The following is a 26,283-nucleotide window of genomic DNA, read 5'->3' on the forward strand; positions in this document are numbered from 1 at the left end:
CAACGTCACGTTACGCGCTTCGCCCATCCCGGTGTTGGTGAACGCCAAGGTGTAGGTCAGCGTCTGACCGGGAGCAGTGACGGTCGCGCCATCGGTCTTGCTCAGCACCATTTGCGGTTGGGCCGGCACCTCTGTGCTATCGCTCGCCGACACCGACGGCAGCGGTAAACCAACGCTATCGGTGTAGCTCAGCGTCGCGGTGTTGGTCAGTGTTGCCGGCCCACTTGCCGTCACCAGCACCGTCGTGCTCACGCTGCCGCTCGCTCCCGCTGCAATCGGGTCGGTCAGCGTAAAGGTAACCGTGCTCCCACTCGCACTGCACGTCCCGTTCAAGGTACCGAGCGCGCAGCTCTGGTAGCTCACCCCTGCCGGCAGCGTATCGGTCAACGTCACGTTACGCGCTTCGCCCATCCCGGTGTTGGTGAACGCCAAGGTGTAGGTCAGCGTCTGACCGGGAGCAGTGACGGTCGCGCCATCGGTCTTGCTCAGCACCATTTGCGGTTGGGGCGGGATCACGATCGGATTGGTATCGGTCGCCGTCGCTGGCGGATACTGGTTGCCCAATTGATCGCGATAGTTCAATGTAGCAGTATTCGTGATCGAACCGGTGGCGCCAGCATTGACCTGCACGGTCACTAGCACTGTACCACTGGCACCAGCAACGACTGGATTGGTCAGGGTAAACGTCACCACACCGCCGCTTTCGCTGCAAGAACCATTCAGACCATTCATGCTACAACTGACGAACGTTGTCTGGGCCGGAATGACATCGGTAATCACCACATTGAAGGCCGCACCGGGGCGAGCCTCAGGCGGTACACGAGTCAGATTCGATCGGTTCGTAAACTGGATCTGGTAGGTCAAGGTTTGGCCGGGAGCAGCAACCGAGACGCCGTCATCCTTCGCGATCGTCATATCAGGCTCAGGAGGCGGCTCGATGAAGGACAACACATTGGTTTGGCCTTCCTGAATGAATTGGTTACCGGGATTAGCGCAACTCACAATCCGCCACCAACCTGCTTCGGGGTTTAGCACGGTATCACCAACCCGGTTGGTCGCTGTCGTACTATTATTCCAGCGGGTGAAACCAGACACCGTACCAACCACACCGCCGGTCTGCGCAGTTGGGTCATACGCAGCGCTGGGAGGATAATACCGCACACGGCCATTATTATCCATATCAAAGTTATGGAAGGTAGCGCTCGCTTGACCGGGTGCGATATACTGGCGCAAAGTCAAACACTGGTTGCCGGTTCCGCTATGCTGATACGAGGTGTTCGCAAGCCCGATCTGCAATTCGTCGCCAGTTCCTTCGATGCCATCGGGATTATCGTAGTTGGGGGGCGGCGGCGTCGTGGGATCGTTATCATCATCAGTACCAAACCGGAGCCGCCAGCTATTATCGGCAACACCACCGGTTTGGACGCGCAAGATATATACGCCGCAGTTTACCGGAGCGAGAATCGTATACAACCGGATCCACTGCGGCCCGACAGTATTAGGGAGATAGGTTTGCTGAGTCAACGAGCCGGACGCACCCGGTGCCGGCTGAAGCGGCGGATTGAGCACCGTGCCCGGCGCGTAAAGTTCAAAGGTTGTGGTGTAGGTAATGTCGATCGTGCCGACAATCTCATCGATTACACCACCGCCGGCAGTACTGTTGAGATCGGGATGGAACAAATCAACATGCACGGGATTGTTGGGATTCCAGTTGCATGGGACATGCAATGTAAAGTAGTGGAACCCATTGCCGCCGCTTGGATTAGTATACCAGTCACCAACGCTCAAGGCGCGTGTTGGACTTGAGGTTTGGATGTAGAAGGGTGAACCAGTTGGCGGTATCACAACCGCATTGGCAGGTTGGCTGGCTAGTGCAGCAAACACGAGCACAACCGCCCACACGAGCAGTACTATGGCGGTAATGCGACGTTGCATAAGAATATCTCCCTGTGTGTACCCCTGAGAAGTGCGATCTAGGGGAGTGGCTGCAATGTACATGAACTAAAATTCTTCTCGAATTATAGGACATCTTGGCTATATTGACAATACCTTTCAGGCTATTTTTGCAAATGACTATAAATATTACTAAAAATTAACTTTTTGTCACTTCAACAGGAAAGTTTATTTAAGCGACTTTATACACGAATCGTAGGCTTACGGTAATGGAGCAACGAACGTGCCAACAATTACAACTCGTCACGGTGAACTACATTATTTAACAGTCGGTCACGGAGCGCCGTTTGTGCTTATTCATGGCAATACCTACAGCGCAACAACGCAAGTACGTTTAGCGCAGCGCTTCGCCGATCAATTCACCGTCTATTCATTTGACCTGCTTGGCCATGGCGGCTCGGCGCGCCCACCGGATCTGTTTACAACCCGCTACTTTGCGATGCAGGGGGAAGCGGTGGCCGATGCGTTAGCCGGTCTGTTTCATGCGCCAGTGCCTGTGTTCGGAATGAGCGCTGGCGGGATCAGTGCGCTGAACGCGGTATGTATTCGGCCTGATTTGATCGCTGCATTGATTCTCGATGGCGTCTTTGCCCGGGTGACAACGGCGACCTATCAGGCGCACCGGCACGCAACCGCGAGCATGTCACCGAGTTGGCACCGGTATATGGCCAGTCAGCATGGCGCTGACTGGTGGCCGATTCTCAATGCCGGTGTAGAGGCAGTGATCGAGCAATTGGCTAAGCAAGAGGCTTTAGTCACACCATGCCTTGATCAGATCAAGGTTCCTACCATCATCTTTCACGGCGGGAAGGATCCGTTTGTGCCTGATGAGCAAGCGCGCGCAGTGGCGGTCGGCATTCGCGGCGCGCGGATCGTCTATGAGCCGGAGGCCGGCCATTTGATTGCGTGGCGAAATCCCGACGCCTTTCGGGCCCGAGTAGGCCGATTCTTGGCCGAGCATGGGTTGATCGAGGCGACTATGTGACAAGCAGTGCAATTTGTCAAGATCGCCACATAGGTGAAAGAACAATGAACGGGTGCGGTGGTCACCGCACCCGCGGCAGCAGGGTATCTGGCAGGACTAGCCGTGCCGCGCCACTTGCTCTTTCACTGCCGCCACAACACGCTCGGCAGTCAGGCCAAATTCGGTGTAGAGGCGCTGGAACGGGGCCGAAGCGCCGAAGCGATCGACACCAATAATCGCGCCGTCGCAGCCAACATAGCGTTCCCAACCGAGCGAACGGCCAGCCTCGATCACGACCCGCGCCTTGACCGGCGGCGGCAACACCCGATCGCGATAGGACTGCTCTTGCTGATCGAACAGCTCGCGGCAGGGCATGCTGACCACCTGCACTGCAATACCCTCATGCGCCAATTGCTCTGCCGCAGTCAACGCAATCGACACTTCCGAGCCGGTGGCAATTATGATCGCTTGGGGCGAATCGGCGGCACGCAACACATAACCGCCGCGCAGCACGCCATCGGCAGCGCCGAGCTGGGTGCGGTCGAGCGTCGGAACATTTTGGCGCGATAGGATCAGCGCGGTGGGGCCATTGGTACGCTGGAGAGCCAAGCGCCATGCCATCGCCACCTCGTTGGCGTCTCCCGGACGCACTACCAACAGGTTGGGAATGGCACGCAACGACACCATCTGCTCGACCGGCTGGTGGGTGGGGCCATCTTCACCAACACCGATGCTATCGTGTGTAAAGACGTACACGACGCGCAACCCCATCAATGCCGCCAGCCGGATTGACGGGCGCATATAGTCGCTAAACACGAGGAAGGTGCCGCCATAGGGAATAATGCCGCCATGCAGCGCCATACCATTGAGGATTGCGCCCATCGCATGTTCACGCACGCCAAAGTGTAAATTGCGCGCGTTAAAATGGTCGCCGCTAATCGACCCCAGCCCTTCTAGATAGGTAAAATCCGAGGTGTGAAGGTCAGCCGAACCACCGAGCAAACCGGGGATAATAGGAGCTAGCGCCTGCAACACTGCGCCAGATGCGGTACGAGTGCCTTTTGCCTTTGGATCAGGGGCAAAGACCGGCAACGCCGCTTCCCAGCCGTCGGGCAACCCACCCGCTTGCAAGAGGTCCCATTCGGCGGCCAATTCGGGATACGAAGCCCGATAGCGGCGCAGCATCGCCTCCCATTCGCGTTGGCGCACCTCGCCGACTTCAACCGCCAACTGCATGTGGTCGTAAACCTCATTAGGCACGTAGAAGAGCGGCTCTTGCGGCCAACCGAGCGCCGCTTTGGTCAAGCGCACCCCCTCGACACCGAGCGGCTCGCCGTGGGCTTTGTGGCTGCCAGCGCGCGGACTGCCGTACCCGATCACCGTGCGGGTGATGATCAGCGAGGGCCGCTCGCCGTCTGCGATCGCTTCGGCCAAAGCTAAGGCCACCGACGAAATATTGTGACCATCGGCATACAACACTTGCCACCCGTAAGCGGCAAACCGCTCAGCCACGTTCTCGCTCCACGCTAGCTTGGTCGGCCCAACGAGCGAAATATCGTTGCTGTCGTACAGAACGATCAATTTGCCCAACCGCAGATGGCCGGCCAAGCTGGCTGCTTCATGCGAGATGCCCTCCATCAAATCGCCATCGCTGGCAATGACGTAGGTATAGTGATCAACGACCGGAAAGCCGGTCCGGTTAAACTTGGTCGCCAACCACCGCTCGGCAATCGCCATCCCAACCGCCGTGGCAATCCCTTGCCCCAGCGGGCCGGTGGTCATTTCAACTCCCGGTGTCTCGTGGTACTCAGGATGACCGGGCGTGCGACTGCCCCACTGCCGAAACTGTTTTAGTTCCTCCAACGGCAGATCATAACCGGTGAGATGGAGCAAAGCGTAGAGCAGCATCGAGCCGTGTCCAGCCGATAGCACAAAACGGTCACGGTTCGGCCAGCCCGGATCAGACGGGTTATGCTTGAGAAAACGAGTCCAGAGAACATAAGCTGCATCGGCCATGCCGAGCGGCATACCGGGGTGGCCGCTGTTGGCTTGTTGGACGGCGTCGATGGCCAGCGCGCGGATAGCGTTAGCGCACAACTGGTCGATGGTAGTTGTCACGGGTTCGTTCATGCGGCAATTTCTCCTATCTGTGCGCCGTCGGTGAGCGCCGGCGCATGTTCACCACTCTGTGGTTCATCATACCACTGCTTAGATGCAATGCTGCATGAACAGCAACGATACGATCGTGTGCCTGCGCCGGCAGCGACAGGGATTGGTCTGCTATTTTTGCGACACCTGCTGCGCAGGTTGATGGTCCTTACCGACCGGCTCCCGCTCCCACCAAGCAGTAGGAGCGGCAGAACCACGCGGTTGCCGGCACAGATCTTTGCCATCAACTACACCTGCGCGCAAGGGTTCTGTCCGCCCTCAAACATTGATAGCAGGGGAGCGGGGCGCACAAGAGCCTTTGTCATTGCAAGGGAGCGACGGCCTCCAGCGCGGCTGGAGGATGCCCGACCGAAGCAATCCCCCTGTTAGCATGCCTGAGGGGATGTCCGTTCGTGCTGGCGGGGATTGCTTTGCTGCGGGACAGAGCATTGCTCTACCCTTCCGCTCGCAATGACACGAGGGGAAGCGAGGCAGGGCGCCCGACCCTGAAAGATCGGACTACGTTTACGAAGCCTGCGGCGCAGGTTAGGCATGGTGATCTACGAGTAGTGGCTTCAACGCACACCGGTACATTGCGCGACACCTTCGGCTACATTTGTTATGATAGAACCATAATGATTACGCCCCAACGAGGTGTTATGGCCGAACCCTTACTCATCCTTGAAACTGATCCGGCAATTGAAGGCTTGTGGGTCGCAATCGAGACAGCGCGCGCGCAGAGCTACCCGCTCACCGGCGCAGCGTTCCGGCTTACGCGCGCGCCGCAAACACCCCTCGAGGCGTTAGATGCCGCTGCACGTGAACTCGACTTTCAACCGCTCGGATCGCACTGGATCGAGGTACCGCGGCGGATTGCCGTCAAGATTGCCACGCACATTATTGCCCACGATCTCGCCTACCCTGACGAGATTGTGCCAGCGGCGCAAGCGACGGAACTGGCCGGCAGGGTGTTGGCGCTAGTGGGGCCGCAGGCGCGCTACTTTACCAACGGCGCGGTAAGCGGCGAGTTTGCGATCTATGACATGCAGGGCAATGAAGTGATTGGTTGGCGCTCGCTGAGTGACGCGCCGTTTGACCATGGTCTATTTGCGCTGGATGATCGGCGTGTCATCGTGCTGTGGGCGGAAGATGCGCCGTAGGCGAGCCATAACCTAGAAACGCCAGCTATTGTCACGTATAATACAAATGTGATGAACCAACCTCGTTCCTTTAATCTATCCGCTTTAACCGCGCCCTTCCGCGTGCTATGGGATACATTACGCGATTTGTTCGATGAGTTTCTGTTGCTGACACTGGCTAATATTATGTGGGCGGCGATGAGCGTGCCACTCTTTAGTATTGCCTATGTCGCCATGGTGAGCAACGCAGCGCTGCCGGCGGCAGCGGCGGCGCTGATTGGCGTTGGGCCAGCGGCCCCTGCGTTTGCCGGTTTGTACGTACTGAGCAAACGGATTATAGAGGGACGGGCCAGTAAACTCAGCGACTTTTTTGCCGGGATGCGGGCTTATGCTGTGCCAGCATGGCGGCTGTACGGGGTATGGATGGCCGGGTTGGTGTTGATTTTTTGGAATCTGGCCTTCTATGCTGGCGTTCCCGGCATCTTGGGCGGGGTACTGATCGGCTTTTTCCTTTACCTCTTTATGCTCTGGTCGGCGCTGATTATCTACGCCTTTCCGCTCATGGTGCTGATGGAACGGCCTTCGCTGAAGCAGATTGCGCGCAATGCACTGGTGATGATTGTCAGCCGGCCAGTCTATACACTTGTAACCATGCTGCTGATGGGGTTCATCTTGATTCTGAGCAGTGTGGTGCTGCTGGTTCCCTTCTTGCTCTTTGCGGTTGCGCTGCTGGCGCTGTGGAGCACGCGGGCCACCCAGTTTCTGATTGACGAAGCGCGGGCGCGACAAGCCGCGGCTGCCGCCGAAACGGTGCCGCCGGCGGAAGAGCGGGGCCGGCGCGGGCAGGTGCGGCCTAAGTGATGACGCAAAGGCGCAAAGGATGGTAAATGCAAAGGCGCGAAGATCGCAAAGCACGCAAAGAGTTTGTTAATGTTATGATGCGCTGCCGGTGAGGCAAGAAGACGGTGCCGCTCAGCGGTCAAGGGTGCGTCAACACAAAGGCGATAGATAGTATGTTAACGCGACGGATTATACCTTGTCTTGATGTGAAGGCCGGGCGCGTGGTGAAGGGGGTCAAATTTCTCAACCACCGCGACGCCGGTGATCCGGTGGCGTTAGCGGCGGCCTATAATGCCGCCGGCGCCGATGAGTTGGTCTTCTACGATATTACCGCCTCGAGCGACGAGCGAGCGATCATGGTAGACGTGGTCGAACGCACCGCTGCCGAGGTATTTATTCCGCTAACGGTCGGTGGTGGCTTGCGCAGCGTCGAGGATATGTACCGGATGCTGCGGGCCGGCGCCGATAAGGTGAGCTTAAACACGGCTGCAGTCTACAACCCGAACCTGATAGCCGAAGGCGCACGGCGGTTCGGCAGTCAATGCATTGTGCTGTCGGTCGATGCCAAACGGGTGAACGCACCCGACGAACCGCCGCGCTGGGAAGTCTTTACCCACACCGGCGCGAACCCGCGCCCAACCGGCCTCGACGCGATCGAGTGGATCAAGCGCGGGATCGATCTTGGCGCAGGTGAAATCTGCATCAACAGCATGGATGCTGACGGCGCGCGCACCGGCTACGATCTCGCACTGCTGCAAGCGATCACCACCATTTCACCGGTGCCGGTAATTGCGTCGGGCGGGGTTGGATCGCCGCACGATATGTACCGCGGGATTGTCGAAGGCGGCGCTGACGCAGTACTGGCGGCCTCGATCTTCCACTTTGGCGACTATTCAGTCGCCGATGTCAAGCAGTATTTGGCTGAACACGGCGTCCCCGTGCGACGAACGTAGGGCCATTGCGGCACAATGTTCCTACGGCGTCACGACACACCGATTAACGCCACCGCATCGATCTCGCTCCAACTGCCATCACGCTGGTCAAGCGTGATCCGTGCGCCAACAATCCGAGTGAGGGTCTGCTCAAACGTGATCGTGAGCGCAAACGGGCACTCAGACAGCGGGACAGGATCGGCGCGGTGAACCACCTTGGCCGTGCCTTGTTCGTCAATCAGTTCGACCAGCGTGATGTAGCCGGGTTGGTAGTTCTGGTAGATGATCAAGCCGGTGGCGAAGACCGGTTCGGCAAAGGTGACGGTCAGCGTCTCGCGGCTGCCGGGAGTCGCCGGTGCCCACGCATTCGGGCTGTCTTGGCACTCTGGCACATCGGGCGGGCCAACCACGCCGCTGGGGTCGTAATCGGGCGCATAGAAGCTGCTGGCCGTAGCAGACGCCACCCACTGCTGCACCGTCTCGCTCGGCGGCGCTTCAGCGACCGGCGTGAGCGCCATTGCCGTTGCGAGGGCCGCAGCGTCGGTTTGTAAGCGAAACGCAGTCACCGCACTGTATTCACCGCTATTGTCACTCACCCAAACCACGCCACCGGGAGCGACGACAATCCCGTTGGGCAAGCTCAACTCGCCGGGGTTTGGAATGCTGCCGGGTGCAGCCGGTGCGCCGCCGCGAGCCACAATCGTACCGTCAGGAGCAAGCCGCAGAATCGTACCAGCATAGGTAGCAAGGTAGAGATAGCCGGCGCGGTCGATATCAAGCACCGGCCCGGCCAGTTGGGCAGGATCGGCGGGATCACCCCAACGGGCCAGCACGCTGCCATCAGGGGCCAATTTGACGATTGCGCCGGCAAAACTCTCGGCCAGATAGATCACGCCGCTGCGATCCACCACTAAATCCGCAGGCGCCAGATCAGGCGGCAAGGCAATCCGTTCCATCAACCGGCCTTCGGCGCTAAAGCGGACAATACTGCTAGCCGCCAAACCATCGGGACCGGGGCGGGCATCCAGCGCGTACACGCTGCCATCAGCACCGACAGCGATCCGTTGCGGCGCCGACAGGCCAAACTGGTCGGGCGCATCGCCGTGACCGCCCCACCGGCCTAGAAAGTCGCCAGCGGCGCTGAAGCGAACAATTGCGTTGCGTCCGTAATCAGCGACGTAGAGATCACCACTGGGGCCAAGCGCAACATCGTAAGCGTCGAGCAATTCATCGGCGCCGAAGGTGGTACGCAGCGTGCCATCAGGGGCAAAGACCCAAATCCCGCGCCCGCTTTCAGCGAGATAGAGCGTGCCATCGGGCGCTGCCGCCAGCCCGCGCGCGGCGACAAACCGGCTATTGGCCGGGCCGCTGCGACCACCCAGCCGCAGCACAAACCCCGGCGGCCCCGAACGCACAATTTGCGGCTGGGCAGCTACATCAACTAGCGTCGGGGTAGGGGTAAGCAACGGCAACACCTCCAGCGAAGCCACGATCCGTTCAATGAGCGGTTGTTCAGTTTCCCAGTTGGCGGCTGCCGCTTGAGCCAACACGCGCACCACCCGCATCTCATCAACTAACACCCACAATCGTCCGGCACTGGCCGGACTGCTGAGGTTGGCGGCCACCCCTTGGGCTGCACCGATCTGCACCGCTTGGGTAGGGGAGATCGTGTAGCCAGCCGACTGGATCGCGCTGCTCGCCAGCTCAAACACCGTCTCTGGGTTTGCCGCCGCTGGGCCGTATTGTGCGGTCAGCGCCGCCAATGGCGTCGTATCGAGCACAATCACCGGCGCATCGATCACGCCAGCCGCAAGGGCAGCCGCGTTAGGCGCAATGCGCAGCGCGCCGCTTTCCACCCGACTCTGCCATCCATCCGGCAGGAGCAATTGTACGCCGAGTTCGGTAAACATTACTTCATTCAGCACGATTACCGTCGGGCTTGGCGTCACTGGTGCCGGCGTTGGCGACGGCGGCGCGGCACAAGCAGCGATCAGATTGGTGAGCAGCAATGCGATAAGCAGAGGTAAACGCATGCCGGTTCCTTAACTATAAGCAATATGCAACGATGCTACCAGTAGATATACCACAGTCGCCGCAGGGTGATGATCACTGCGTCGGCAAAGGGTATGACAACATTGCAAGCCGAACTGTCACGCCATTAACGTGAAGGTTATACCGGCCCGTTATACTCAACGCAGCAAGCTGGCATGTTTGAAGATCACCTGCTCAGCGGCATCATAACCATCATCCGCATCGCCAGTATGACATTAATCGAACGACCATCAAGAGAACGGTCAAACGAGCCTATAGGCATGAGAGGATCAGGCGTGAAACAGGTCTTGCTCGCTGTCGCCGGAGTCATCCCTGCTGACCTTGAACAACAGATCGCAGCCGGACGTCGTCCACGCGCCGACTATCTTGAGCTAGCCCGCTACTGTGAGGCCGATCTCATTGACTACCGCATTGCTCACGCCGATAGTGGCATTGTTGGTCATCTCTGCGCGCAGTTGGGCGGGCCACACCTTGTGCTGGCGTTGGCCTGTTTTATGCGCCGCCATCACTATCAGGCCATTGTGACCAGCAACGAACAGGTTGGTCTGCTGCTCACGGCCCTGCTCAAGCTCTTTAGTCTCAACCGCCGCCCGCGCCATCTCATACTAGGTCATCAATTATCCAATCCGAAGCATCAGGCGGTTTTTGATCGGCTTGGCGTTCAGAGCCACATTGACCGGCTGATCGTTGACTCAGCGTGGCCGCAACGCTTCATCAGCAAACGCCGGCAAATACCGCCGCAGCGGGCGCCATACCTACCGGCAGCAGTTGACGAACAATTCTTTCACCCGCGCCACGCGCCACCGCGTCCCACGGTACGGCCACAGATCGGCGTGGTTGGTTTCAAACAGACCGATTACCACACCCTCCTGCGTGCAGTCGCCAAGCTTCACAGCGATGTCGTCGTGGCCGCTGCCGACCCATGGTTCACCCACCGTGACAGTAAGGGAATGCATCCGCTCCCGCCTAACGTGCGCGTGCAAACATTTACCCCTCTCGAATTACGTCAATTCTACCGCGATAGCCGGTTTGTAGTCATACTGCTCGAACCGGCAGATGTGCAGATTGGCAGTCGCGCCATCCTCGAAGCGATGGCGATGGAACGTGCGGTTATCTGTACGCGCATCACCGGTCAAAGTGACCTTGTTGTCGATGGTGCAAGCGGAATCTATGTACCGCCGCGCGATCCGGCAGCATTGCGTGCCGCAATTGAACAACTACTGGCCGAACCGGGCAGGGCGGAGCGGATGGGACGTATGGGGCGGCAGATCGTTGAACAAAGGCTGAGTCTTGATCACTATACCAGCCGTATGACCGATATCTTGTACGAAGCGTTGGCCGAAGCCGGCGTTGAGCCAGCGCCCAAGTAGCAGGAGCAATCGTAACATCGCTCGATCAATCCACCGGCAGCAGAAAGACGAGCCAACTCGCTCGATCCAACGGCTAGCATCGGTGTATACTACAGCCAATGCAGACTGGCATTGCAAGACCGAGGCGCGGGATGATGCCAGAACAGGAGATGAATCGCCTGCGCTGGAGCCTAAGCGACTCGCTAGGCACAAGCCGCCCGCTGCCAGATGACAGACGCCGCCTCCCGCCATTGCAATCTGACCCGGCGTCGATCACGATAGGCCTGAAGCACATAGAGGAAAATGATCATGGACATCAAGCTGCGTCATGTCGGCACCGTAGCTATTATCACTATCGCAGGCCGCTTCGACGCCTATACGGCGCCATCAGTGCAGCAGTGGCTCGAACAAGCGACCGCAGCCCCCGGTGCCCGTGTACTGGTGGATCTCACCGATACCACCTTTGTCGACTCCACAGGATTAGCGACGCTCGTGGCAGCCCTAAAGCGATGCCAGCAAGGTCAAGGCGAATTTGCGCTCTGCGGACTCCGCCGGCCAATCATGATGATTTTTGAACTAACCCGGCTTGATAAAGCGTTCAACATTTTTGTTGACACCGATCATGCGCTAGCGGTACTCAATGCGTAAACACGCCCATGATGCTGATCTCATCCCTCAGTTCACAATACAACCGCATACAGATCCTTGCCGAAGCGTGGCTAGCGCAAGGTGCGCAGGCCTTCAGCGTCTACGAACGTGGTCGCCTCTTGGCATCGTGGCCGGATGGACAGCGGATGCTACCGCCCGATCTGACGGCTCCGATCACCCGCTATAACGACGTTGTTGGTGAATTACACCTCAGCGGGCTGCGGGGCGAGATGGCTCGCCAGCGCTTGCAGGCTGAGGCGAGCCTGATCGGGGATATCTTGCAACTCGAACACGAATTGCAGTGCATGGCCGCCGATCTAGTCACCAGCCAAAATCAGCAGTTGGCACTCTACCGCCTCACCCAAGCGATGCGCGATCTGGTAACCATCCGCGAAAGCTTGGCAGCGATCGTCACCGAAGCGCAGCGGATGTTGAAGGGACGGGCCGGTTTTGCAATCTATGCGCCTGCGCAGCGTGATGATACGATTGTCGTGCAATCAACCGAGAGCGATCTCGACCCTGACCTCATCTGGCAACTATCCCGACAAGTGCAACGCGAGGATCGGCCACTGATCATCGGCGAAGATGATAGCAGATTCTCCTATCTGCCCGGCATACGCAACCTCTTGCTGCTGCCGATCCGGGTGCGCGGAGAGGTTATAGCTTGCCTTGGCATTGTCGATCGCGCTGACACCATTGGTACGCCGGAATTAAAACTGGGGCGCGCGATTGCCGATCAAGCGAGCGCCCAAATCGAACGCATCTTGCTCTACCAAGAGATGCTGGCACAGGCCCGGCTCCGTAGCGAGATGGATCGTGCCCGGCGAGTGCAGACCGCACTGCTCCCCCGGGTTTTGCCAGAGATAGCAGGGTTAGAGATCTACGCCGCTTCACGCCCGGCCCTGCAAGTCGGCGGCGATTTCTTTGATGTTATCAATCTGCCCAACCATCCGTTCATCTTCACGATTGGCGATGTGAGCGGCAAAGGCGTTTCAGCCGCTTTATTGATGTCAATGACGCGCACTGCGCTGCACAGCAAAGCGCGCTTCATGCCAGCGCCAACACCCGCGCTGGTCATGCGGCAATCGAACGCAGACCTCTACCATGATTTCACCCGCATCGGCGTCTTTGCCACCGTCTTCGTCGGCCAATATGTCGCCGAACAGCGCGCCATCACCTATGCTAATGCCGGCCATGCACCCGTCATCTACCGTCCGCGCCACGGCGCCGCCACCTTGCTCTTTGCCGGCAACCCCCCCATAGGAGTTGCGACCACTACTCAGGTGCAAGATGGTTATCTACCTATGGAGCCGGGTGATCTGTTGATCGTCGCCACCGATGGCTTTCATGAAGCCCGCAATGCAGCGGACGAATTATTCGGCATCGATCGTTTACTCATGGCAGTAAACGCACTGGCTGAACAATCGGCACGAGCGATCGCTGACGGGATCTTTCAGGTGGTGGAACACTTTAGCGCCGGCCACCCACAAGACGATGATCAGACTTTGATCGTACTCAAAGGAGCAGCGACGTGAGCCAGCAGCGCAGTGAAATGATCCGGCTGGATTTACCGGCCCAGTATGCCTATCTGCATCTGCTGAGCGAAACCATCGCTGCGCTATTACGGCAGGCAGGAGCGAATGATGAACTATTGGTGTACAATGTGCAGCTAGCAGCCCACGAAGTCTGTACAAATATTATTCAGCACGCTTATCGGCATCGCAGTCATAGCGACAACCGCATCAGCATCGCGCTCACATTCCACCACCAACCGCCGCGGATCGAGATCGAGCTACATGATACCGGTGAGTCGTTTACTCCAGAACTGGCATCGCATCCTCATCTGAGCGAGGCGCAGATTCACGGGTACGGATTATTTCTGATCCGGCATTTGATGGACCACGTCGGCTATACCGCACATCCTGACGGAAATTGCTGGCGCCTAGTGAAGCGCCTTACGTAAAGGAGACGAGACGATGACCACCATCATGATTGTAGATGACTATCTTCCGAGCCACCGCCTAATGAGCTTTGTGCTCAACCAATATGGCTACACTGTAGTGACGGCACTTGATGGCGAACAAGCACTCAACTGTCTCGCCACCGGTCAGGTTGATCTGGTCGTCACCGATCTGAAGATGCCCCGTATGGACGGGATCGAACTCGCTCGTGCCATACGCGCTGATGAACGCTACGCCGATCTGCCGATCATTATGGTGACCGGCAGTGTCAAAGAGCAAGATGAAGTCAAAGCGACCGGTGTTGGCGTCAATGCCTTCCTCACCAAACCGGTCGACTCTGATGATTTAGTGAACGAGGTCGATCGACTGCTCCAACGGACGCCGCCGCAGACGCCACAACAGGCGTAACTCCTTAGCTCTCCAGCACGCGCCAAAAAGCGCCAACCATAACCATACGACCAAGCATCGTCAGCACAAAGAGCATTGCCAACCCGCTCACAGCCAGCGGCCCCAAGGCAACGGTGACGCCGGTCATCGCTTGGCCGATGGTGCCGCCGGCCAACGATGCCAGCAGGGTGCCTAAGCCGGTGAGCAGGCTGAAGATCGCCATCGCCGCGCCCCGCTGTTCCGCCGGCGCCCGCGCCATCAAGAGGTTGCCTAACCCTTGATTCACCCCCGGCCAAAAGACGCCTGAAAAGATGGAGGTTAACCACAATGGCACGATATTGTCAGGGGTTGAGAGGATCCAACCTAAAGGCAGCGGTATTGTACCCATAACGCACGCCGTCACTACCAACCGGTAGCCGTAGCGATCCATCAACCAGCCGACCAGCGGTGAAAAGATGAGGGCAACCGCATTGGTGACAACGCCCGTAAGCGCTAGCAGCGAGAAATCGAGCCGTAGCGCAGTGAGACCGTAAGCGTTAAAGAAGGGTGCGGCAATGCCGGTAACCAAGGCCCAGCCGGTCGCCAACATGGTAAAATGCCGAAAGCTGGCCTCGCGCAACGGATCAAACAGAAACGCGCTTACGCCACTCCACGGACGCGGGGTGATTGGCGGTTCAGGTTGGCGTGCAATCAGCACCGCCGCGCCAAACGCAGCCAGCACCGCCACGCCAAAGATGACGGCATAGCCCTGCGCTGTAGCGCCATTGGCGCGAAACCAGTCGAGCACACGACCGGCGGCGTAGACGCTGACCATAGCGCTGATCCCAGCGACCGTGTTGCGGATGCCAAAATAGCTGCCACGCCGGTTGGGCGGCACCAGATCGCTCATCCAACTCATCCACGCATTGCCGGCCATGCCGTTGAGACCATAGGAAAAGCCAAGGGCAATGAAAAAGACGGTTAATTGCCATGTTGTCGGCCAGCCAGTAAACGGCAAGCAGAGTAGAAATGCCCAGACCAGCCGGCCAGACAGCGCTGAATAGAATACAACCGCGCGCCGATTGGCGAAACGGGCTTCGAGGTAGGCGCTGAGAAATTGAAAGAGCTGGCCAATAAACGGTAACGCCCCCAACAAGCCAATCTGGAAATTATTAGCTCCAAGCAAGATGGCAAACCCGCTGAGGAAGACACTGCCGCCAATGGCGCCGGTGATACTGATGTGAATGTTGGCAATCGCCCCCTCCCAGATCGAGATGGTCAGGCCGCGCTGCATTTCCGATGGGAGTAACGGACGCGAGGCAGAGGGCGCGGTTGCGATGTGTTCGGTCGTTGCGGCGGCTTGGCCGGCAACATTGGTTTGGCTGGTCATCGTAACAACCTCATAGAAGCATAGACGCGCTGCGAGCCAGAAACGGGTAAGCCAGTATGCTATAATCGGCTAACACATCTTTGCGCTATAGACAGGGATTAGCGCCGGGGGAAATAGAATTATGAATGTCATCGATCTTCTCTTCGTTGTACTCTTCTTTGGCGCACTTGCGGTAGGTTTTTTTCAAGGCACTGTGCGTCTGCTGTTGATCATCCTCTCGTTTTATCTCGGCACCGTGCTGGCTAGCTTGTACTACCAAAGTTTGGCTGATATCTTCGTGCGTGAATTAGGCGGACAGCGCTTCGTCAGTCAATATGTTGCCTTCGCACTTATTCATCTGTTCAGCTTCATCGTGCTCACCTTTGTCGGCATTTACACCTTCCGCTATGTGCAAACCCCGCACCATTTGGAAATGATTGACCGCATCACCGGCACCGGTCTCGGCCTTGTGATCGGCGGAATGATACTGGGTCTGACCGCTGTGCTGCTCTGGAACCTCTTTATCGTGCGCGGTTTCGCCAACATTGATTACCCGATTACGCGCTGGCTCGGCGGGCAAATCGGCGCCTCGCTAATGTTGCGGTTCTTTGCCAATGCCGTCTTACCCAGCCTGTACGAGATTGTCGATCCAGTGTTGCCCGATGCCGCGCGGATCATCTTTCAAGTGCAGTAATCAACCTTGCGGCTGATGGCGCGATCGAAGCGCTAATGGTAGGCTGAACGCAGGAACGGCTGTGTTCAACGGTACGAGTATGTCAATCTCGGAATCATCGCTGCATACGCTTGAATTTGACACGATCCGCGACCGCTTAGCGCACTATACCGCTTTTTCGGCCTCACGTGAACTGGCCTTAAGTCTGACTCCGGCCACCGATCTAGCCGAAGTGCGCCGGCGGCAGGCACTGACCACCGAGGCACGCTTGTTGTTGGAAGAGTGGCCAGAATTGAGCATTGGCGGGGCGCGTGATGTGCGGCGGGCAACGCAGCACGCCGCGCGCGGCGGCATCCTCGATGGCGCTACCCTACGCGAGATTGCCGCGACCTTGCAAAGTGCAGCGTTCCTGCGCCAGCGCCTCAGTCGGCTCGACGAACGTTTTCCGCATCTGATCGAACTCGGCAATGCGTTGCCGGAGTTGCCGCAGGTGATCGAAGCGATCGAACGAGCGATCGGCGATGATGGGCAGGTGCTCGATAGCGCTAGCCCTACGCTGGCTCGCTTGCGCCACGACGTGCGAGTGGCCTTCAATCGCCTGCACGAGCGCTTGCAGAGCATGATCCATTCGAGCGCACTGGCCAATGCCTTGCAAGAACCGATTATCACCGTGCGGAACGGGCGGTATGTCATTCCGGTCAAGGCCAGCCACCGGCGCGAAGTGCGCGGCTTGGTGCATGACCAGTCCGGTTCGGGGGCAACTCTCTACATTGAGCCGATGGCGGTGGTTGAGCTGAATAACCGCTGGCGCGAGTTGCAATCGGCGGAAGCGGAAGAGGTGCAGCGTATCCTCAGCGCACTCTCAGAGCAGGTTGGCGCGGCGGCGAGCACCATTACCAGCGCCGTCAATACCCTCGCCACGCTCGATCTGACGTTCGCGCTGGCCCGCTATGCGATCGCCACCCGCAGCATCGCGCCGGAGATTGTCGATTGGCGGCCCGACGATCCGCCGCCGGCTGAGCCGCCGTTCCGGCTGACCCGCGCCCGCCACCCGCTCTTGCCCGCCGCAACAGTGGTGCCGATCGATGTGTGGCTCGGCGGCGAGTTTTCCATCCTCCTCATTACCGGCCCTAATACCGGCGGCAAGACGGTGGCACTCAAGACAGCCGGCTTGCTAGCATTGATGGCGCAGGCCGGTATGCACATCCCTGCCGAGCAACCGTCGCGGCTGCCGGTGTTTCAATACATTTTTGCCGACATCGGCGACGAGCAAAGCATCGAACAGAGCCTGAGCACCTTCTCGTCACATATGGCGAATATTATTCGCGTGTTGCAGACGCTGGCTGAAACCCAACAGTTCCCAGCGGGCGACGATCAGGATTGGTTCGTTCATCGTCCGCCGGCGTTGGTGCTGTTTGATGAATTAGGTGCAGGTACTGATCCGGTAGAAGGTGCAGCTCTAGCACGCGCGATCATTGGCCGACTACTAGAGTTGGGGGTGCTGGCAATAGCTACGACCCATTACGCTGAGCTAAAGGCCTTTGCCTATGCGACACCGGGAGTGCAGAACGCCTCAGTCGAGTTTGATGTCGAGACATTGGCGCCCACCTACCGGCTGAGTATCGGCATTCCCGGTCGCTCGAACGCACTGGCGATCGCGGCCCGGCTAGGGCTTGACCCGGCGCTGATCGAGCAGGCTCGCTCGTTCATTGACCGCAAAGAGGCGCAGGTCGAAGACCTGCTGGCCGGGATTCAACGCGAGCGTGACGCTGCCGCGGCAGCGTTGCAACGCGCTGAAGAACTGCGCGCCGACGCCGAGAAGTACCGTGATCGGCTGGCTGCCGAGCAGCAGGCGTTTGCCGCCGAACGTGAGGCGGCGTTGGCGGCGGCCCGCCAAGAGATCGAAGCCGAACTGCGCGAAGTACGCCAGCACTTACGCCGGCTGCGCGAAGAATTCCGCTCAGTCAATATCTCGCGTCAATGGTTGGAAGAAGCGGAAAAGCGTTTGGCCGCCACCGCCGAACAATCCCAACAAGCTGTTGAAAAGCTGCGCCAAACCCATGCCCCGGCTGCGCCGCCCTCCCCCGCCGAACGCTCGCTGCAAGTCGGGGATACGGTGCATGTCGCTTCGATTGGTCTCAACGGCGAGATTGTCGCCATCGATGAGGAAGACGGCACTGCCACCGTGCAAGTTGGTGGCTTCCGTATGACGGTCAAGCTTGGCGAACTCAAGCGCCCCAAAGCGCAGGTCAGCGACGAGCGGCGCTACACCCCGCCCGAACGCAGCGTCAACCTGCCCAGCACCCCCGATGTCTCAATGACCTTTGACATGCGCGGCTGGCGCGTCGCCGAGGTCAGCAACCGGCTCGACCGCTACCTCAACGACGCCTATCTGGCCGGCTTACACCAAGTTCGCCTCATCCACGGCAAAGGCACCGGCGCGTTGCGCCAAGTCGTGCGTGATGTGCTGGCAACCCATCCGCTGGTGGCTTCGTTTAGCAGCGGCGGGCGCGACGGCGGCGAAGGGGTAACGATTGCTACGCTGGTTGAGCGGTAAGTCTACCGACTGGTGATCCAACAAATACGGGATATCCACGGAGGGTACGGATTGGCATAGAGCGGCGGTACGCTGCCCGGCTGCTGTCATTGCGAGCCACCCACGGCGATGAAGCAATCTCCTTGCAACGGGCTGGTTATGCTGTGCAACCCAGCAAGGAGACACTACTAAACCCGGATTGATCTGGATCGCGCATAACCTTGGCAAGATAACTGCTGCACCGCACGGAGACAATGCAGCAAAGCGGGAGGAAATGCGGACATGGATAAACCCGGATTGAACAGATTTACACCGATCCGTGCCAATCCGTGTCTCATTCCATGTGATGATACAATATTCTTCAATACCCGCACGCCCGTCAAGGAACACGTATGAGCGAACCGACCATTCTGGAACAGATTCTGAACCATAAGCGGATCGAAGTGCGCCGCCAGCAAGCGAAAATCCCGCTGGCAGCCCTGCAAGACAAGATACAGCGCATGCCGCCAGTGCGCGACTTTGCCGCGGCCCTGCGCCGCTCGCCGGCCACAGCCTTGATCGCTGAGGTGAAGAAAGCCTCGCCGAGCCGTGGCGTGTTGCTGGCCAATTTCGACCATTTGGCCCTTGCCCGCACCTATGTCGCCAACGGCGCCGCAGCCATCTCGGTCTTGACCGACCAGCGCTTTTTTCAGGGCAGCTTGACCTATCTGGCCGGCATTCGCGCCTTGCCGGAGGTGCAAGCCGCCGGCACACCGCTGCTGCGCAAAGACTTTCTCATCGATCCGTATCAGGTGTACGAGGCGCGCGCGTATGGCGCCGATGCTGTCTTGTTGATTGTCGCCGCGCTTGATGATGCCACCCTGAGCGAGCTCTTCGCGCTGACCTACGAACTCAGCATGCATGCGTTGATCGAGGTGCATACCGTCGCCGAGTTGGAACGGGCGCTCCAGTTAAACCCGCCAATTATCGGCGTGAACAATCGCGATCTGCACCGCTTCGTTACCGACCGCGCAACCACGAAAGCCATCGCCGATCACCTGCCTGCCGGAGCGCAGCGCCCGGCGCTGGTCAGCGAGAGTGGCATCTTCACGCCGGAACACGTGGCCGAAGTGCGCAGCTATGGCGCAGACGCGATCTTGGTTGGTGAGGCCTTGGTGACGGCTCCCGACATCGGCGCACAGGTACGCGCGTTGGCAATGGCGTAAGCTTGCGATGCATTCGGCCCAGCGCTACCCGGCCCGCAGCATCCACAGCCATCTCTCCTAACGCGAACGCTGCCTGCTTACGCGTTGGTCATACCAGTGCATACCATAAAAAATGGGTGAAAATTCCAAGTTACCAGACGTGGAACGCCATCTTGACGATAAGGAGTGCGTACTGTGCGACAGTGCCCTAGCTGCGGTCATACCATCACCGGCGCTGAACGCTTCTGCCCAGCCTGTGGCCAGGCGCTGGCAGTAGCGGTCTGGCAACCAGCGCCAGCCATCGAAACTACCCTGCCGATTGCGCCGGCCCGCAACAGCCGGTTGGCGATTGTCAGCCTGATCTGCGGCATCACGGCGTGGATTCTCTTCTTCATTCCATTATTGCTGGCTGTGCCGGCGATCATCTGCGGCCATCTTGGCCAGAGTGCCGTCAAGCGCGGCAACGGCCAGCTTACCGGCAGCGGGCTGGCCTTGTTCGGTTTAGCGCTGGGTTATGCCCACATTGCCTTGACCGTCGTGGCATTATGTTTGGCAGTAGCGGTGATGGCGGTAGGGGTGTGACAGTCGTAGTGAACAAACCCACATAAACACCCCTCCCCCGCGCAGGCGAGAGGAGGGGTTGGCAGAGAGGGGCTGGGAGAGAGTTAGCCGATTTCCGGCACGATCACCCCGTAATTGCCATCGCGCCGGCGGTAGAGCACGCTGACCTGCATCGTCTCAGCGTTCTGGAAGATAAAGAAATTGTGACCAAGCAGCTCCATCTGCTCGATCGCATCATCAACGAACATCGGGCGCAAGCGGAAGGTCTTGGTGCGGATCACCTTCGCTTCTGGTTCCGGTTCAGCCGGCGCAGCCGCAGCTTCCTCCTCGGCAATCGCCACCTCTTCAGCGGGTGTAAACCCATTGGTTGCGCGCCGCAACTCGCGGCTCCGCCGCCAATATTTCTCTTTATAGCGCGAAATCTGGCGCTGCAACACCTCCTGCACTTCATCGATGGCGGCATAGAGGTCGGGTGCGCGCTCTTCGGCGCGCAGGATCACGCCGTGCTCGGCAACTAGCGTCGTCTGCACCCGATAGATTTCGCCGGCATTCCGCTGTTGTTCATGTTGGATTTCGACCGCGATGCTGGTAATGCCGTTAAGATAACGCCCCAATTTGGCGAGTTTCTCTTCGATGTGCTCGCGTTGACGCTCTGAGATCTTGCCGTTCCGGCTCTTGATGGTGAGTTCCATCGCATTCCTCCATCCGCTGTTGCCAACCCGTCATTGGGTGGCCGGGCGATAAAAACAACCCGGCCCCCGCCATCAGCACGGCGAGGACCGAGCTATTTCTCAAAAGGTCATCAGTTGCGGAGCATTGCGGCTGACCAAAGGGGTCATAAAGCCTCACTCCTGAATGGGTGCTATTCCCGTGTAGCACTCGCTAAAAAGCTTTGCCAGTATTCTACTACGCCGCCAGCCGTCTCGCAAGATAGGAAGAGTGAGAAACTGTTTACCATGCGTAATAATTAATCCGCTGCGGTGACTTGTTCGCTTCGGATCAAGCGATCACCCTCACACCACCAATTCCATCCCCTCTGCTGCCGCGGCCACCTGTAGCGGGCTATCCTGAGCTGCGAGCTCGGCGCGGAGACGGATGACCATCGCATCAAGTTCATCGTCGGTGCGAGTAGGCGCGTGGTGAAACAGCAACAACCGTTCGACGCCGGCAGCTTGGGCCACTTCAATCGCGTCTTCGATCCGGCTATGGCCGTAGTCTTCTACTTGTTCGGCGCGCAAATAGGGTGCGCTATGGATAAGTATGTGCGCATGACGCGCAAACGCGATCGCCTCCGCGCGGATACTCTCTTCATTATAGCGCACATCGGTCATATAGACTAGCACCCGGCCCTCTTCTTCCAAGCGATAGGCCCAGATCGGCGAATGCTGGCGGCGCGAGAGGGGTAGGGCGCGCACCAGCAAGCGACCGATCATAAACGGTTCGGTTGAGATAGTGGTGAAACGGTGCGTTGCACCGATGTGCGCCAGACCGTAAACCGGTGAGTAGACTGGCGAGAGCATCCCGTCATACACCATCTGCAACGAGCCGCGCGTGCTGTCAGGGCCATAAATATCGAGTCGATTGCCGGGAATATGCACCACACCGGGGAAGGGCAAACCGAGAATATGGTCCCAATACGTATGGCTGATGAGCAGCGTCAGGGTACCGCGTCCACGACCAAACTCACCCTGCATCAACTCATCGCCTAGCATACAGAAGCCGGTGCCGGTATCAAGCACGACTAATTCGCCATGATCGCCCGTGACGGCAGTGCAGCAGGTATTGCCGCCGTACCGCAGCATAGCGGCGTGCGGCGTCGGCACGTAGCCGCGCACCCCCCAAAACCGCACCTTCATGGCTTCCTCCACAACTCCATGCCTTCAAAGGCTGCCGTCACCAACAATCCCGGCGCGGCCAACACTTGCTGTTCAGCCACAATCCGATCCAGTTCCTCATCGGTGCGATGAGGATCGTGGTGAAACAAGATCAACTGGCGCACCTGCGCCTCTTCAGCGATTTCGCGGGCTTGGGTTGCGCTGCTATGCCCCCAATGCGGAAAGCGCGCGTATTGGGCATCGGTGAATTGGGCATCGTAAATGAGCCAATCAGCGCGGTAGGCCAATTCAAGAATTGCCGCTTTCATCGCTGCTAATTCGCGCAATTCACTCTGGCTACGCGCCGTAGGTTGGCCAGTCCACTCAATTCGCTCCTCGCCGAAGAGCACCGTATGGAAGGGGCCGGTATCGGGAATAAAGGTCAGCACGCCATCGGACGTTTCTAGCCGGTAAGCGAGCGCGCGGTACGGATGGTTGGCGAGCGCCGTGCGCACCTGTACCGGGCCCAATTCAAAGCAGTGCCCGGCGCCAATTTCAAAAAAGTTAATCTGCGCGCGCAAATCATCCATATTCAGCGGCAACAGCGGATCACTCAACGCACCGGCCAACGTGGTGCGCAAACTCGACTGCGTGCGGGCCAAGCCATAAATATCGAGTTTCAAATCGGGATCAAACAGGGGTGCAAAGAACGGAAAACCTATGATATGATCCCAATGGGTATGGGTAATCAAGAGATCGAGTTGCCGTGGCACTTGCTCTTGAGCAAACGAATCGCCTAACATCCGCAGGCCAGTGCCGGCATCGAGAATAATATGGCGCCCTTCCGCCACTACCTCCACACAGGTAGTATTCCCGCCATACCGCAGCATACTGGCGTGGGCAACTGGATACGAGCCGCGCGTGCCCCAGATACGAACTCTCATCGATGCGCCCGTATATGTTGTCGTACCCTGAAAAGTGCTGCGCAACGTAATTGCAGCTTTGCATTTCACAGTTTACAGCATAAACGTAGTTTGTGAATGCTTTTTAGAGGATCATTTTACCAGCCAAGCGCAATTAGAAAGGTTAGATTATGGCTCGTTTTCGGGTTGGCGTACAACTCCATCCACAACATACCACGTGGGAATCGTACCGTGATGCCGTGCGCTATGCCGAAGCGATCGGCTGCGATACGATCTGGAATTGGGATCACTTCTTTCCGCTTTATGGTCCGCCAGACGGCCCACACTTCGAGGGATGGACGCTCTTGACCGCGATGGCGACCATCACCCAGCGCGCCGAGATCGGCTGTTTGGTAACGTGCAACAGCTATCGTAATCCGGCGCTGCTCTCAAATATGGCCAAAACGGTTGATCATATCAGCGGGGGTCGGCTGATTCTTGGACTGGGTGCCGGCTGGTTTGAACGTGATTATGCCGAGTTTGGCTATACCTTCGGCACTGCTGCCGATCGCTTGCGCGCGTTGCGCGAAGCATTGCCGATCATCAAAGCACGCTGGGAGGTCGATCAGCCGCCGCCACTGCGCCGCATCCCGATCTTGATCGGCGGCGGCGGTGAAAAAGTCACGCTGCGGATCACTGCGGAACACGCCGATATCTGGCACGGCTTCGGGCCGGTCGAAAACTTCAAGCGCAAGAATGAGGTTCTCAACCAGTGGTGCGCTCAGGTAGGCCGCGATCCAGCCACAATTGAGCGCAGCGTCTCACCGCGCGCAGGCGAGCCAATCGAGCCATACCTTGCAGCAGGCGCAACGCATATCATTATCGGTATGGGTGAGCCGTGGAACTTCGCGCCGGTGGAGGAGCTGCTCAAGCTGCGCGATTAACAGGCGATGCTCAGGCGCACTGAGAAGACGGGGAAGTAGACCATGCCCCTGACCTCGGTGCGCCTTAGCGCATGGCGTTCACCGCAACGTTGCATACCATTCGGTATAGAGTTCTTGAAAACTCTTGCCGTAAAGCCCGCGGTAATTGGCCGAACCGGGAGCGCGCCCACGACCACTGGCATACAACTCGTTGAACTTATCCCAGCCGTAGGTTTGGGCCAGATATTCGACAAACCCAGCCCACATCTCGTAGGCGACCATCGAATCGGCGCTACTGGCCAAGGCCGCCAGATTGCCGCGATAACCGGCTTGATAGAGCTCGCGCGCGCGGGCCTGAAACGACGACGAATCGGACAGGCTGAGCCAATATTCGCCCGAAATCCACGTCGCCAAGCCTTCCAACAAGACCAGATCAGAGCGGCTCTGCGCTTCGCGGCCATACGCTTCGGCCTGCAAGGCATGCGCCAGCTCGTGGGTGGCGATCACTAGTGCCTTATAGGTATCGTCGTTGGGGCCGTAGAAAAGGCGAATATTCGTGCGATCGTGGGTGTAGGCAATGCCGCGCGTATCGCTCGTCGGGGCTAAAGCCGGATTGTAGAACCCCATCGAGACGCGATCGGTCAGTTGGACATCAAATCGGCGTTGCAGATAGCCAAGCGCGTACTCGATCTTGACCGCCAAGTCACGCACTTGATCGGCGCGAAACGTACCCCTGCCAACGTAGAAATCGATCCGGCGTCCGGCATAAACAAATTCACCGGGCAAGACTGGGCCGTGACCGGGCAGGAAGCTGGTTGGCGCGGTTTTGACATCAAACGACTCGAGAAACTCGCGCCGGGCAAGGGTGGGGGTTAGGGTTGGTTCTGGGATCGGCGATGGCGAAGGCGTTACGGTAGGGAGCAGTGCTACCGTTGGCGTCTCAAGCGGCGGGAGATCGGCCACCTTCGGCGTTGGAGGCGGAGCAGGCGGCGTTGCCGCCATCAAGGCCACCAGCAGCAACAAGGCTAGCACGGGCAGGAGCACAAGCAGAGCGCGATTCAGTCGTTTCACGCAATCTCTCTCCTGTGTCGCGCAACGAGGCGCTAAGAGCCATAGATTGCCATCGTTCGCTCTCTTATATCACCACATGCGCGCAACTGTCAAATGGCTTGATGGCTATGAGGCGCGCAACTGGTTGGACATTTGACATCTGGTACCAACTGGTCGAGCGAGCTGCGCGTTGGCAGGGCACGTGCTGAACGATGAAGACGCCGGCTGGCTAGGAATGCCGCAGGCAGCGCAGCAATCCCCTTGCTAACACGAGCGGCTGCTCTTCTGATGTTGCGCCACTATTGCAGGGAACTGCTGCGGACGATCGGCATCCTCGCAACGACAGGATGCAAGCAACTCCGGCCTATTGCACGGCCATGCTAGTATGCTGCACCCTGAGCGGCACCCAGTTGGGGCCATCATCATAGGGCAGCGATGCATAGAGGGGAGCCGCACTACCGTGCGGCTCGACAGTGATCATTTATTCGGCTGGGGAAATTTCAATCCACGCCCGTTCGACGCCACGCACATTCATGAAAAAATCGAACATTGCCTTCATCAGGCCATACTTATTATCGAGGGCTTCACGCGCCACCTTGGTCTCTTCAGGGGGCAAAATGCGCGCCCGCGCCGGCACGGTCGGCCCCAACGGCTTACCGGCGCGATCAGATGGCCCAACTTCGACGTGCGGATTGTTACGGATGCGCTTGACCTTGCCGGCATTAGCAGTAGTCATCACGTACAACTTGCCATTGCGCTCGGCAAACCAAACCGGTGTCACCACCGGCTGGCCATTTTTGCGAAACGTGATCAAATTGGCATATTCGTGCCGGTAAAGACCGGCGAAATAGGGTGTCGTCTGCTCGGCCACTGTTTCCTCCAGAAGTATAGACTTGCGAACCAACAATTGGCTCTCTTA

General features: G+C 58.5%; 23 protein-coding genes. 14 read left to right on the forward strand and 9 right to left on the reverse strand.

Annotation, left to right across the window (positions count from 1 at the left end; genetic code table 11):
* On the reverse strand, window positions 1-1,935 hold a 1,935-nt coding region (locus Q1A00_RS14845), incomplete at its 3' end, for a COG1361 S-layer family protein (protein WP_299757546.1).
* Between the two features lie 241 nt (window positions 1,936-2,176).
* Here Q1A00_RS14845 and Q1A00_RS14850 point away from each other — a divergent pair.
* Complete coding sequence (locus Q1A00_RS14850; protein WP_299757549.1) at window positions 2,177-2,938, forward strand: alpha/beta hydrolase; 762 nt, start codon at window positions 2,177-2,179, stop codon at window positions 2,936-2,938.
* A gap of 96 nt (window positions 2,939-3,034) precedes the next feature.
* Here the strand turns inward: Q1A00_RS14850 and tkt are convergent, their stop codons facing one another.
* Window positions 3,035-5,047, reverse strand: coding sequence for a transketolase (tkt, locus tag Q1A00_RS14855; protein ID WP_298402970.1), 2,013 nt, complete (start codon window positions 5,045-5,047; stop codon window positions 3,035-3,037).
* Window positions 5,048-5,724: 677 nt separating this feature from the next.
* On the opposite strand from tkt, the gene Q1A00_RS14860 reads away from it, so the two are divergent.
* From Q1A00_RS14860 to hisF, 3 genes are all read left to right on the forward strand, one after another.
* Window positions 5,725-6,225, forward strand: coding sequence for a hypothetical protein (locus tag Q1A00_RS14860; RefSeq protein WP_298402968.1), 501 nt, complete (start codon window positions 5,725-5,727; stop codon window positions 6,223-6,225).
* Window positions 6,226-6,276: 51 nt separating this feature from the next.
* Window positions 6,277-7,065 carry a hypothetical protein gene (locus Q1A00_RS14865; RefSeq protein WP_299644602.1) on the forward strand — a complete coding sequence of 263 codons (789 nt, stop codon included), beginning with the start codon at window positions 6,277-6,279 and terminating at the stop codon, window positions 7,063-7,065.
* A gap of 152 nt (window positions 7,066-7,217) precedes the next feature.
* Entirely contained in the window at window positions 7,218-7,997 is a 780-nt protein-coding gene (hisF, locus tag Q1A00_RS14870; protein WP_298402965.1) for an imidazole glycerol phosphate synthase subunit HisF, read from the forward strand.
* 29 nt (window positions 7,998-8,026) lie between these two features.
* Here hisF and Q1A00_RS14875 read toward each other — a convergent pair whose 3' ends face one another.
* Window positions 8,027-10,009 (reverse strand): NHL repeat-containing protein, encoded by a 1,983-nt coding sequence (locus Q1A00_RS14875; protein ID WP_298402964.1) that lies wholly within the window; start codon window positions 10,007-10,009, stop codon window positions 8,027-8,029.
* Window positions 10,010-10,303: 294 nt separating this feature from the next.
* Between Q1A00_RS14875 and Q1A00_RS14880 the strand changes: the two genes are divergently transcribed.
* The 5 genes from Q1A00_RS14880 (at window position 10,304) to Q1A00_RS14900 (ending at window position 14,394) form a co-directional block, all read left to right on the forward strand.
* A complete protein-coding gene (locus Q1A00_RS14880) occupies window positions 10,304-11,398 on the forward strand; it encodes a glycosyltransferase family 4 protein (RefSeq protein WP_298402963.1) in 1,095 nt (364 codons plus the stop codon).
* A 288-nt stretch (window positions 11,399-11,686) separates the two neighbouring features.
* Window positions 11,687-12,025 (forward strand): STAS domain-containing protein, encoded by a 339-nt coding sequence (locus tag Q1A00_RS14885; RefSeq protein WP_298402962.1) that lies wholly within the window; start codon window positions 11,687-11,689, stop codon window positions 12,023-12,025.
* Between the two features lie 8 nt (window positions 12,026-12,033).
* Window positions 12,034-13,560 (forward strand): PP2C family protein-serine/threonine phosphatase, encoded by a 1,527-nt coding sequence (locus Q1A00_RS14890; RefSeq protein WP_299757555.1) that lies wholly within the window; start codon window positions 12,034-12,036, stop codon window positions 13,558-13,560.
* On the forward strand, window positions 13,557-13,988 hold the full coding sequence (locus tag Q1A00_RS14895; RefSeq protein WP_298402960.1) for an ATP-binding protein: 432 nt from the start codon (window positions 13,557-13,559) through the stop codon (window positions 13,986-13,988). Before Q1A00_RS14890 ends, Q1A00_RS14895 begins: the two co-directional genes overlap by 4 nt.
* 13 nt (window positions 13,989-14,001) lie before the next feature.
* The gene (locus tag Q1A00_RS14900; RefSeq protein WP_299757558.1) at window positions 14,002-14,394 is read left to right on the forward strand and encodes a response regulator; all 393 of its coding nucleotides are present in this window, start codon (window positions 14,002-14,004) and stop codon (window positions 14,392-14,394) included.
* Window positions 14,395-14,398: 4 nt separating this feature from the next.
* Here the strand turns inward: Q1A00_RS14900 and Q1A00_RS14905 are convergent, their stop codons facing one another.
* A complete protein-coding gene (locus tag Q1A00_RS14905; RefSeq protein ID WP_299757561.1) occupies window positions 14,399-15,742 on the reverse strand; it encodes an MFS transporter in 1,344 nt (447 codons plus the stop codon).
* Window positions 15,743-15,863: 121 nt separating this feature from the next.
* On the opposite strand from Q1A00_RS14905, the gene Q1A00_RS14910 reads away from it, so the two are divergent.
* The 4 genes from Q1A00_RS14910 to Q1A00_RS14925 all read left to right on the forward strand — a co-directional run bounded on the left by Q1A00_RS14910 (window position 15,864) and on the right by Q1A00_RS14925 (window position 20,696).
* Complete coding sequence (locus tag Q1A00_RS14910) at window positions 15,864-16,415, forward strand: CvpA family protein (protein WP_298490137.1); 552 nt, start codon at window positions 15,864-15,866, stop codon at window positions 16,413-16,415.
* A gap of 79 nt (window positions 16,416-16,494) precedes the next feature.
* Window positions 16,495-18,951: an endonuclease MutS2 gene (locus Q1A00_RS14915; protein WP_298402955.1), complete on the forward strand. Its 2,457-nt coding sequence runs from the start codon at window positions 16,495-16,497 to the stop codon at window positions 18,949-18,951.
* Between the two features lie 371 nt (window positions 18,952-19,322).
* Entirely contained in the window at window positions 19,323-20,135 is an 813-nt protein-coding gene (gene trpC, locus Q1A00_RS14920; RefSeq protein WP_299757565.1) for an indole-3-glycerol phosphate synthase TrpC, read from the forward strand.
* Between the two features lie 174 nt (window positions 20,136-20,309).
* On the forward strand, window positions 20,310-20,696 hold the full coding sequence (locus Q1A00_RS14925) for a DUF4190 domain-containing protein (RefSeq protein WP_298402951.1): 387 nt from the start codon (window positions 20,310-20,312) through the stop codon (window positions 20,694-20,696).
* A gap of 83 nt (window positions 20,697-20,779) precedes the next feature.
* Here the strand turns inward: Q1A00_RS14925 and raiA are convergent, their stop codons facing one another.
* From raiA to Q1A00_RS14940, 3 genes are all read right to left on the reverse strand, one after another.
* The gene (gene raiA, locus Q1A00_RS14930) at window positions 20,780-21,367 is read right to left on the reverse strand and encodes a ribosome-associated translation inhibitor RaiA (RefSeq protein ID WP_298402949.1); all 588 of its coding nucleotides are present in this window, start codon (window positions 21,365-21,367) and stop codon (window positions 20,780-20,782) included.
* Between the two features lie 321 nt (window positions 21,368-21,688).
* Window positions 21,689-22,531 (reverse strand): MBL fold metallo-hydrolase, encoded by an 843-nt coding sequence (locus tag Q1A00_RS14935; protein ID WP_298402947.1) that lies wholly within the window; start codon window positions 22,529-22,531, stop codon window positions 21,689-21,691.
* Complete coding sequence (locus tag Q1A00_RS14940) at window positions 22,528-23,433, reverse strand: MBL fold metallo-hydrolase (RefSeq protein WP_298402945.1); 906 nt, start codon at window positions 23,431-23,433, stop codon at window positions 22,528-22,530. Before Q1A00_RS14940 ends, Q1A00_RS14935 begins: the two co-directional genes overlap by 4 nt.
* A gap of 149 nt (window positions 23,434-23,582) precedes the next feature.
* Between Q1A00_RS14940 and Q1A00_RS14945 the strand changes: the two genes are divergently transcribed.
* Window positions 23,583-24,335, forward strand: a complete 753-nt coding sequence (locus Q1A00_RS14945; protein ID WP_298402943.1) for an LLM class F420-dependent oxidoreductase — start codon at window positions 23,583-23,585, stop codon at window positions 24,333-24,335.
* A 78-nt stretch (window positions 24,336-24,413) separates the two neighbouring features.
* On the opposite strand, the gene Q1A00_RS14950 is transcribed toward Q1A00_RS14945, so the two are convergent.
* Together Q1A00_RS14950 and Q1A00_RS14955 are read right to left on the reverse strand one after the other, a co-directional pair.
* On the reverse strand, window positions 24,414-25,385 hold the full coding sequence (locus tag Q1A00_RS14950; RefSeq protein ID WP_298402941.1) for a hypothetical protein: 972 nt from the start codon (window positions 25,383-25,385) through the stop codon (window positions 24,414-24,416).
* Window positions 25,386-25,845: 460 nt separating this feature from the next.
* Window positions 25,846-26,235 carry a PPOX class F420-dependent oxidoreductase gene (locus tag Q1A00_RS14955; RefSeq protein WP_298402939.1) on the reverse strand — a complete coding sequence of 130 codons (390 nt, stop codon included), beginning with the start codon at window positions 26,233-26,235 and terminating at the stop codon, window positions 25,846-25,848.
* Window positions 26,236-26,283: the final 48 nt, after the last annotated feature.

It is taken from the genome of uncultured Chloroflexus sp. (assembly GCF_938091255.1).
Lineage (GTDB): Bacteria > Chloroflexota > Chloroflexia > Chloroflexales > Chloroflexaceae > Chloroflexus.

Coding starts and splice junctions, on each gene's coding strand:
- Q1A00_RS14890 (WP_299757555.1), top strand. CDS start 12,034: ATGATGCTGATCTCATCCCTCAGTTCACAATACAACCGCATACAGATC.
- Q1A00_RS14910 (WP_298490137.1), top strand. CDS start 15,864: ATGAATGTCATCGATCTTCTCTTCGTTGTACTCTTCTTTGGCGCACTT.
- Q1A00_RS14860 (WP_298402968.1), top strand. CDS start 5,725: ATGGCCGAACCCTTACTCATCCTTGAAACTGATCCGGCAATTGAAGGC.
- Q1A00_RS14945 (WP_298402943.1), top strand. CDS start 23,583: ATGGCTCGTTTTCGGGTTGGCGTACAACTCCATCCACAACATACCACG.
- hisF (WP_298402965.1), top strand. CDS start 7,218: ATGTTAACGCGACGGATTATACCTTGTCTTGATGTGAAGGCCGGGCGC.
- Q1A00_RS14865 (WP_299644602.1), top strand. CDS start 6,277: ATGAACCAACCTCGTTCCTTTAATCTATCCGCTTTAACCGCGCCCTTC.
- Q1A00_RS14905 (WP_299757561.1), bottom strand. CDS start 15,742: ATGACCAGCCAAACCAATGTTGCCGGCCAAGCCGCCGCAACGACCGAA.
- Q1A00_RS14935 (WP_298402947.1), bottom strand. CDS start 22,531: ATGAAGGTGCGGTTTTGGGGGGTGCGCGGCTACGTGCCGACGCCGCAC.
- Q1A00_RS14885 (WP_298402962.1), top strand. CDS start 11,687: ATGGACATCAAGCTGCGTCATGTCGGCACCGTAGCTATTATCACTATC.
- trpC (WP_299757565.1), top strand. CDS start 19,323: ATGAGCGAACCGACCATTCTGGAACAGATTCTGAACCATAAGCGGATC.
- tkt (WP_298402970.1), bottom strand. CDS start 5,047: ATGAACGAACCCGTGACAACTACCATCGACCAGTTGTGCGCTAACGCT.
- Q1A00_RS14940 (WP_298402945.1), bottom strand. CDS start 23,433: ATGAGAGTTCGTATCTGGGGCACGCGCGGCTCGTATCCAGTTGCCCAC.
- raiA (WP_298402949.1), bottom strand. CDS start 21,367: ATGGAACTCACCATCAAGAGCCGGAACGGCAAGATCTCAGAGCGTCAA.
- Q1A00_RS14875 (WP_298402964.1), bottom strand. CDS start 10,009: ATGCGTTTACCTCTGCTTATCGCATTGCTGCTCACCAATCTGATCGCT.
- Q1A00_RS14900 (WP_299757558.1), top strand. CDS start 14,002: ATGACCACCATCATGATTGTAGATGACTATCTTCCGAGCCACCGCCTA.
- Q1A00_RS14915 (WP_298402955.1), top strand. CDS start 16,495: ATGTCAATCTCGGAATCATCGCTGCATACGCTTGAATTTGACACGATC.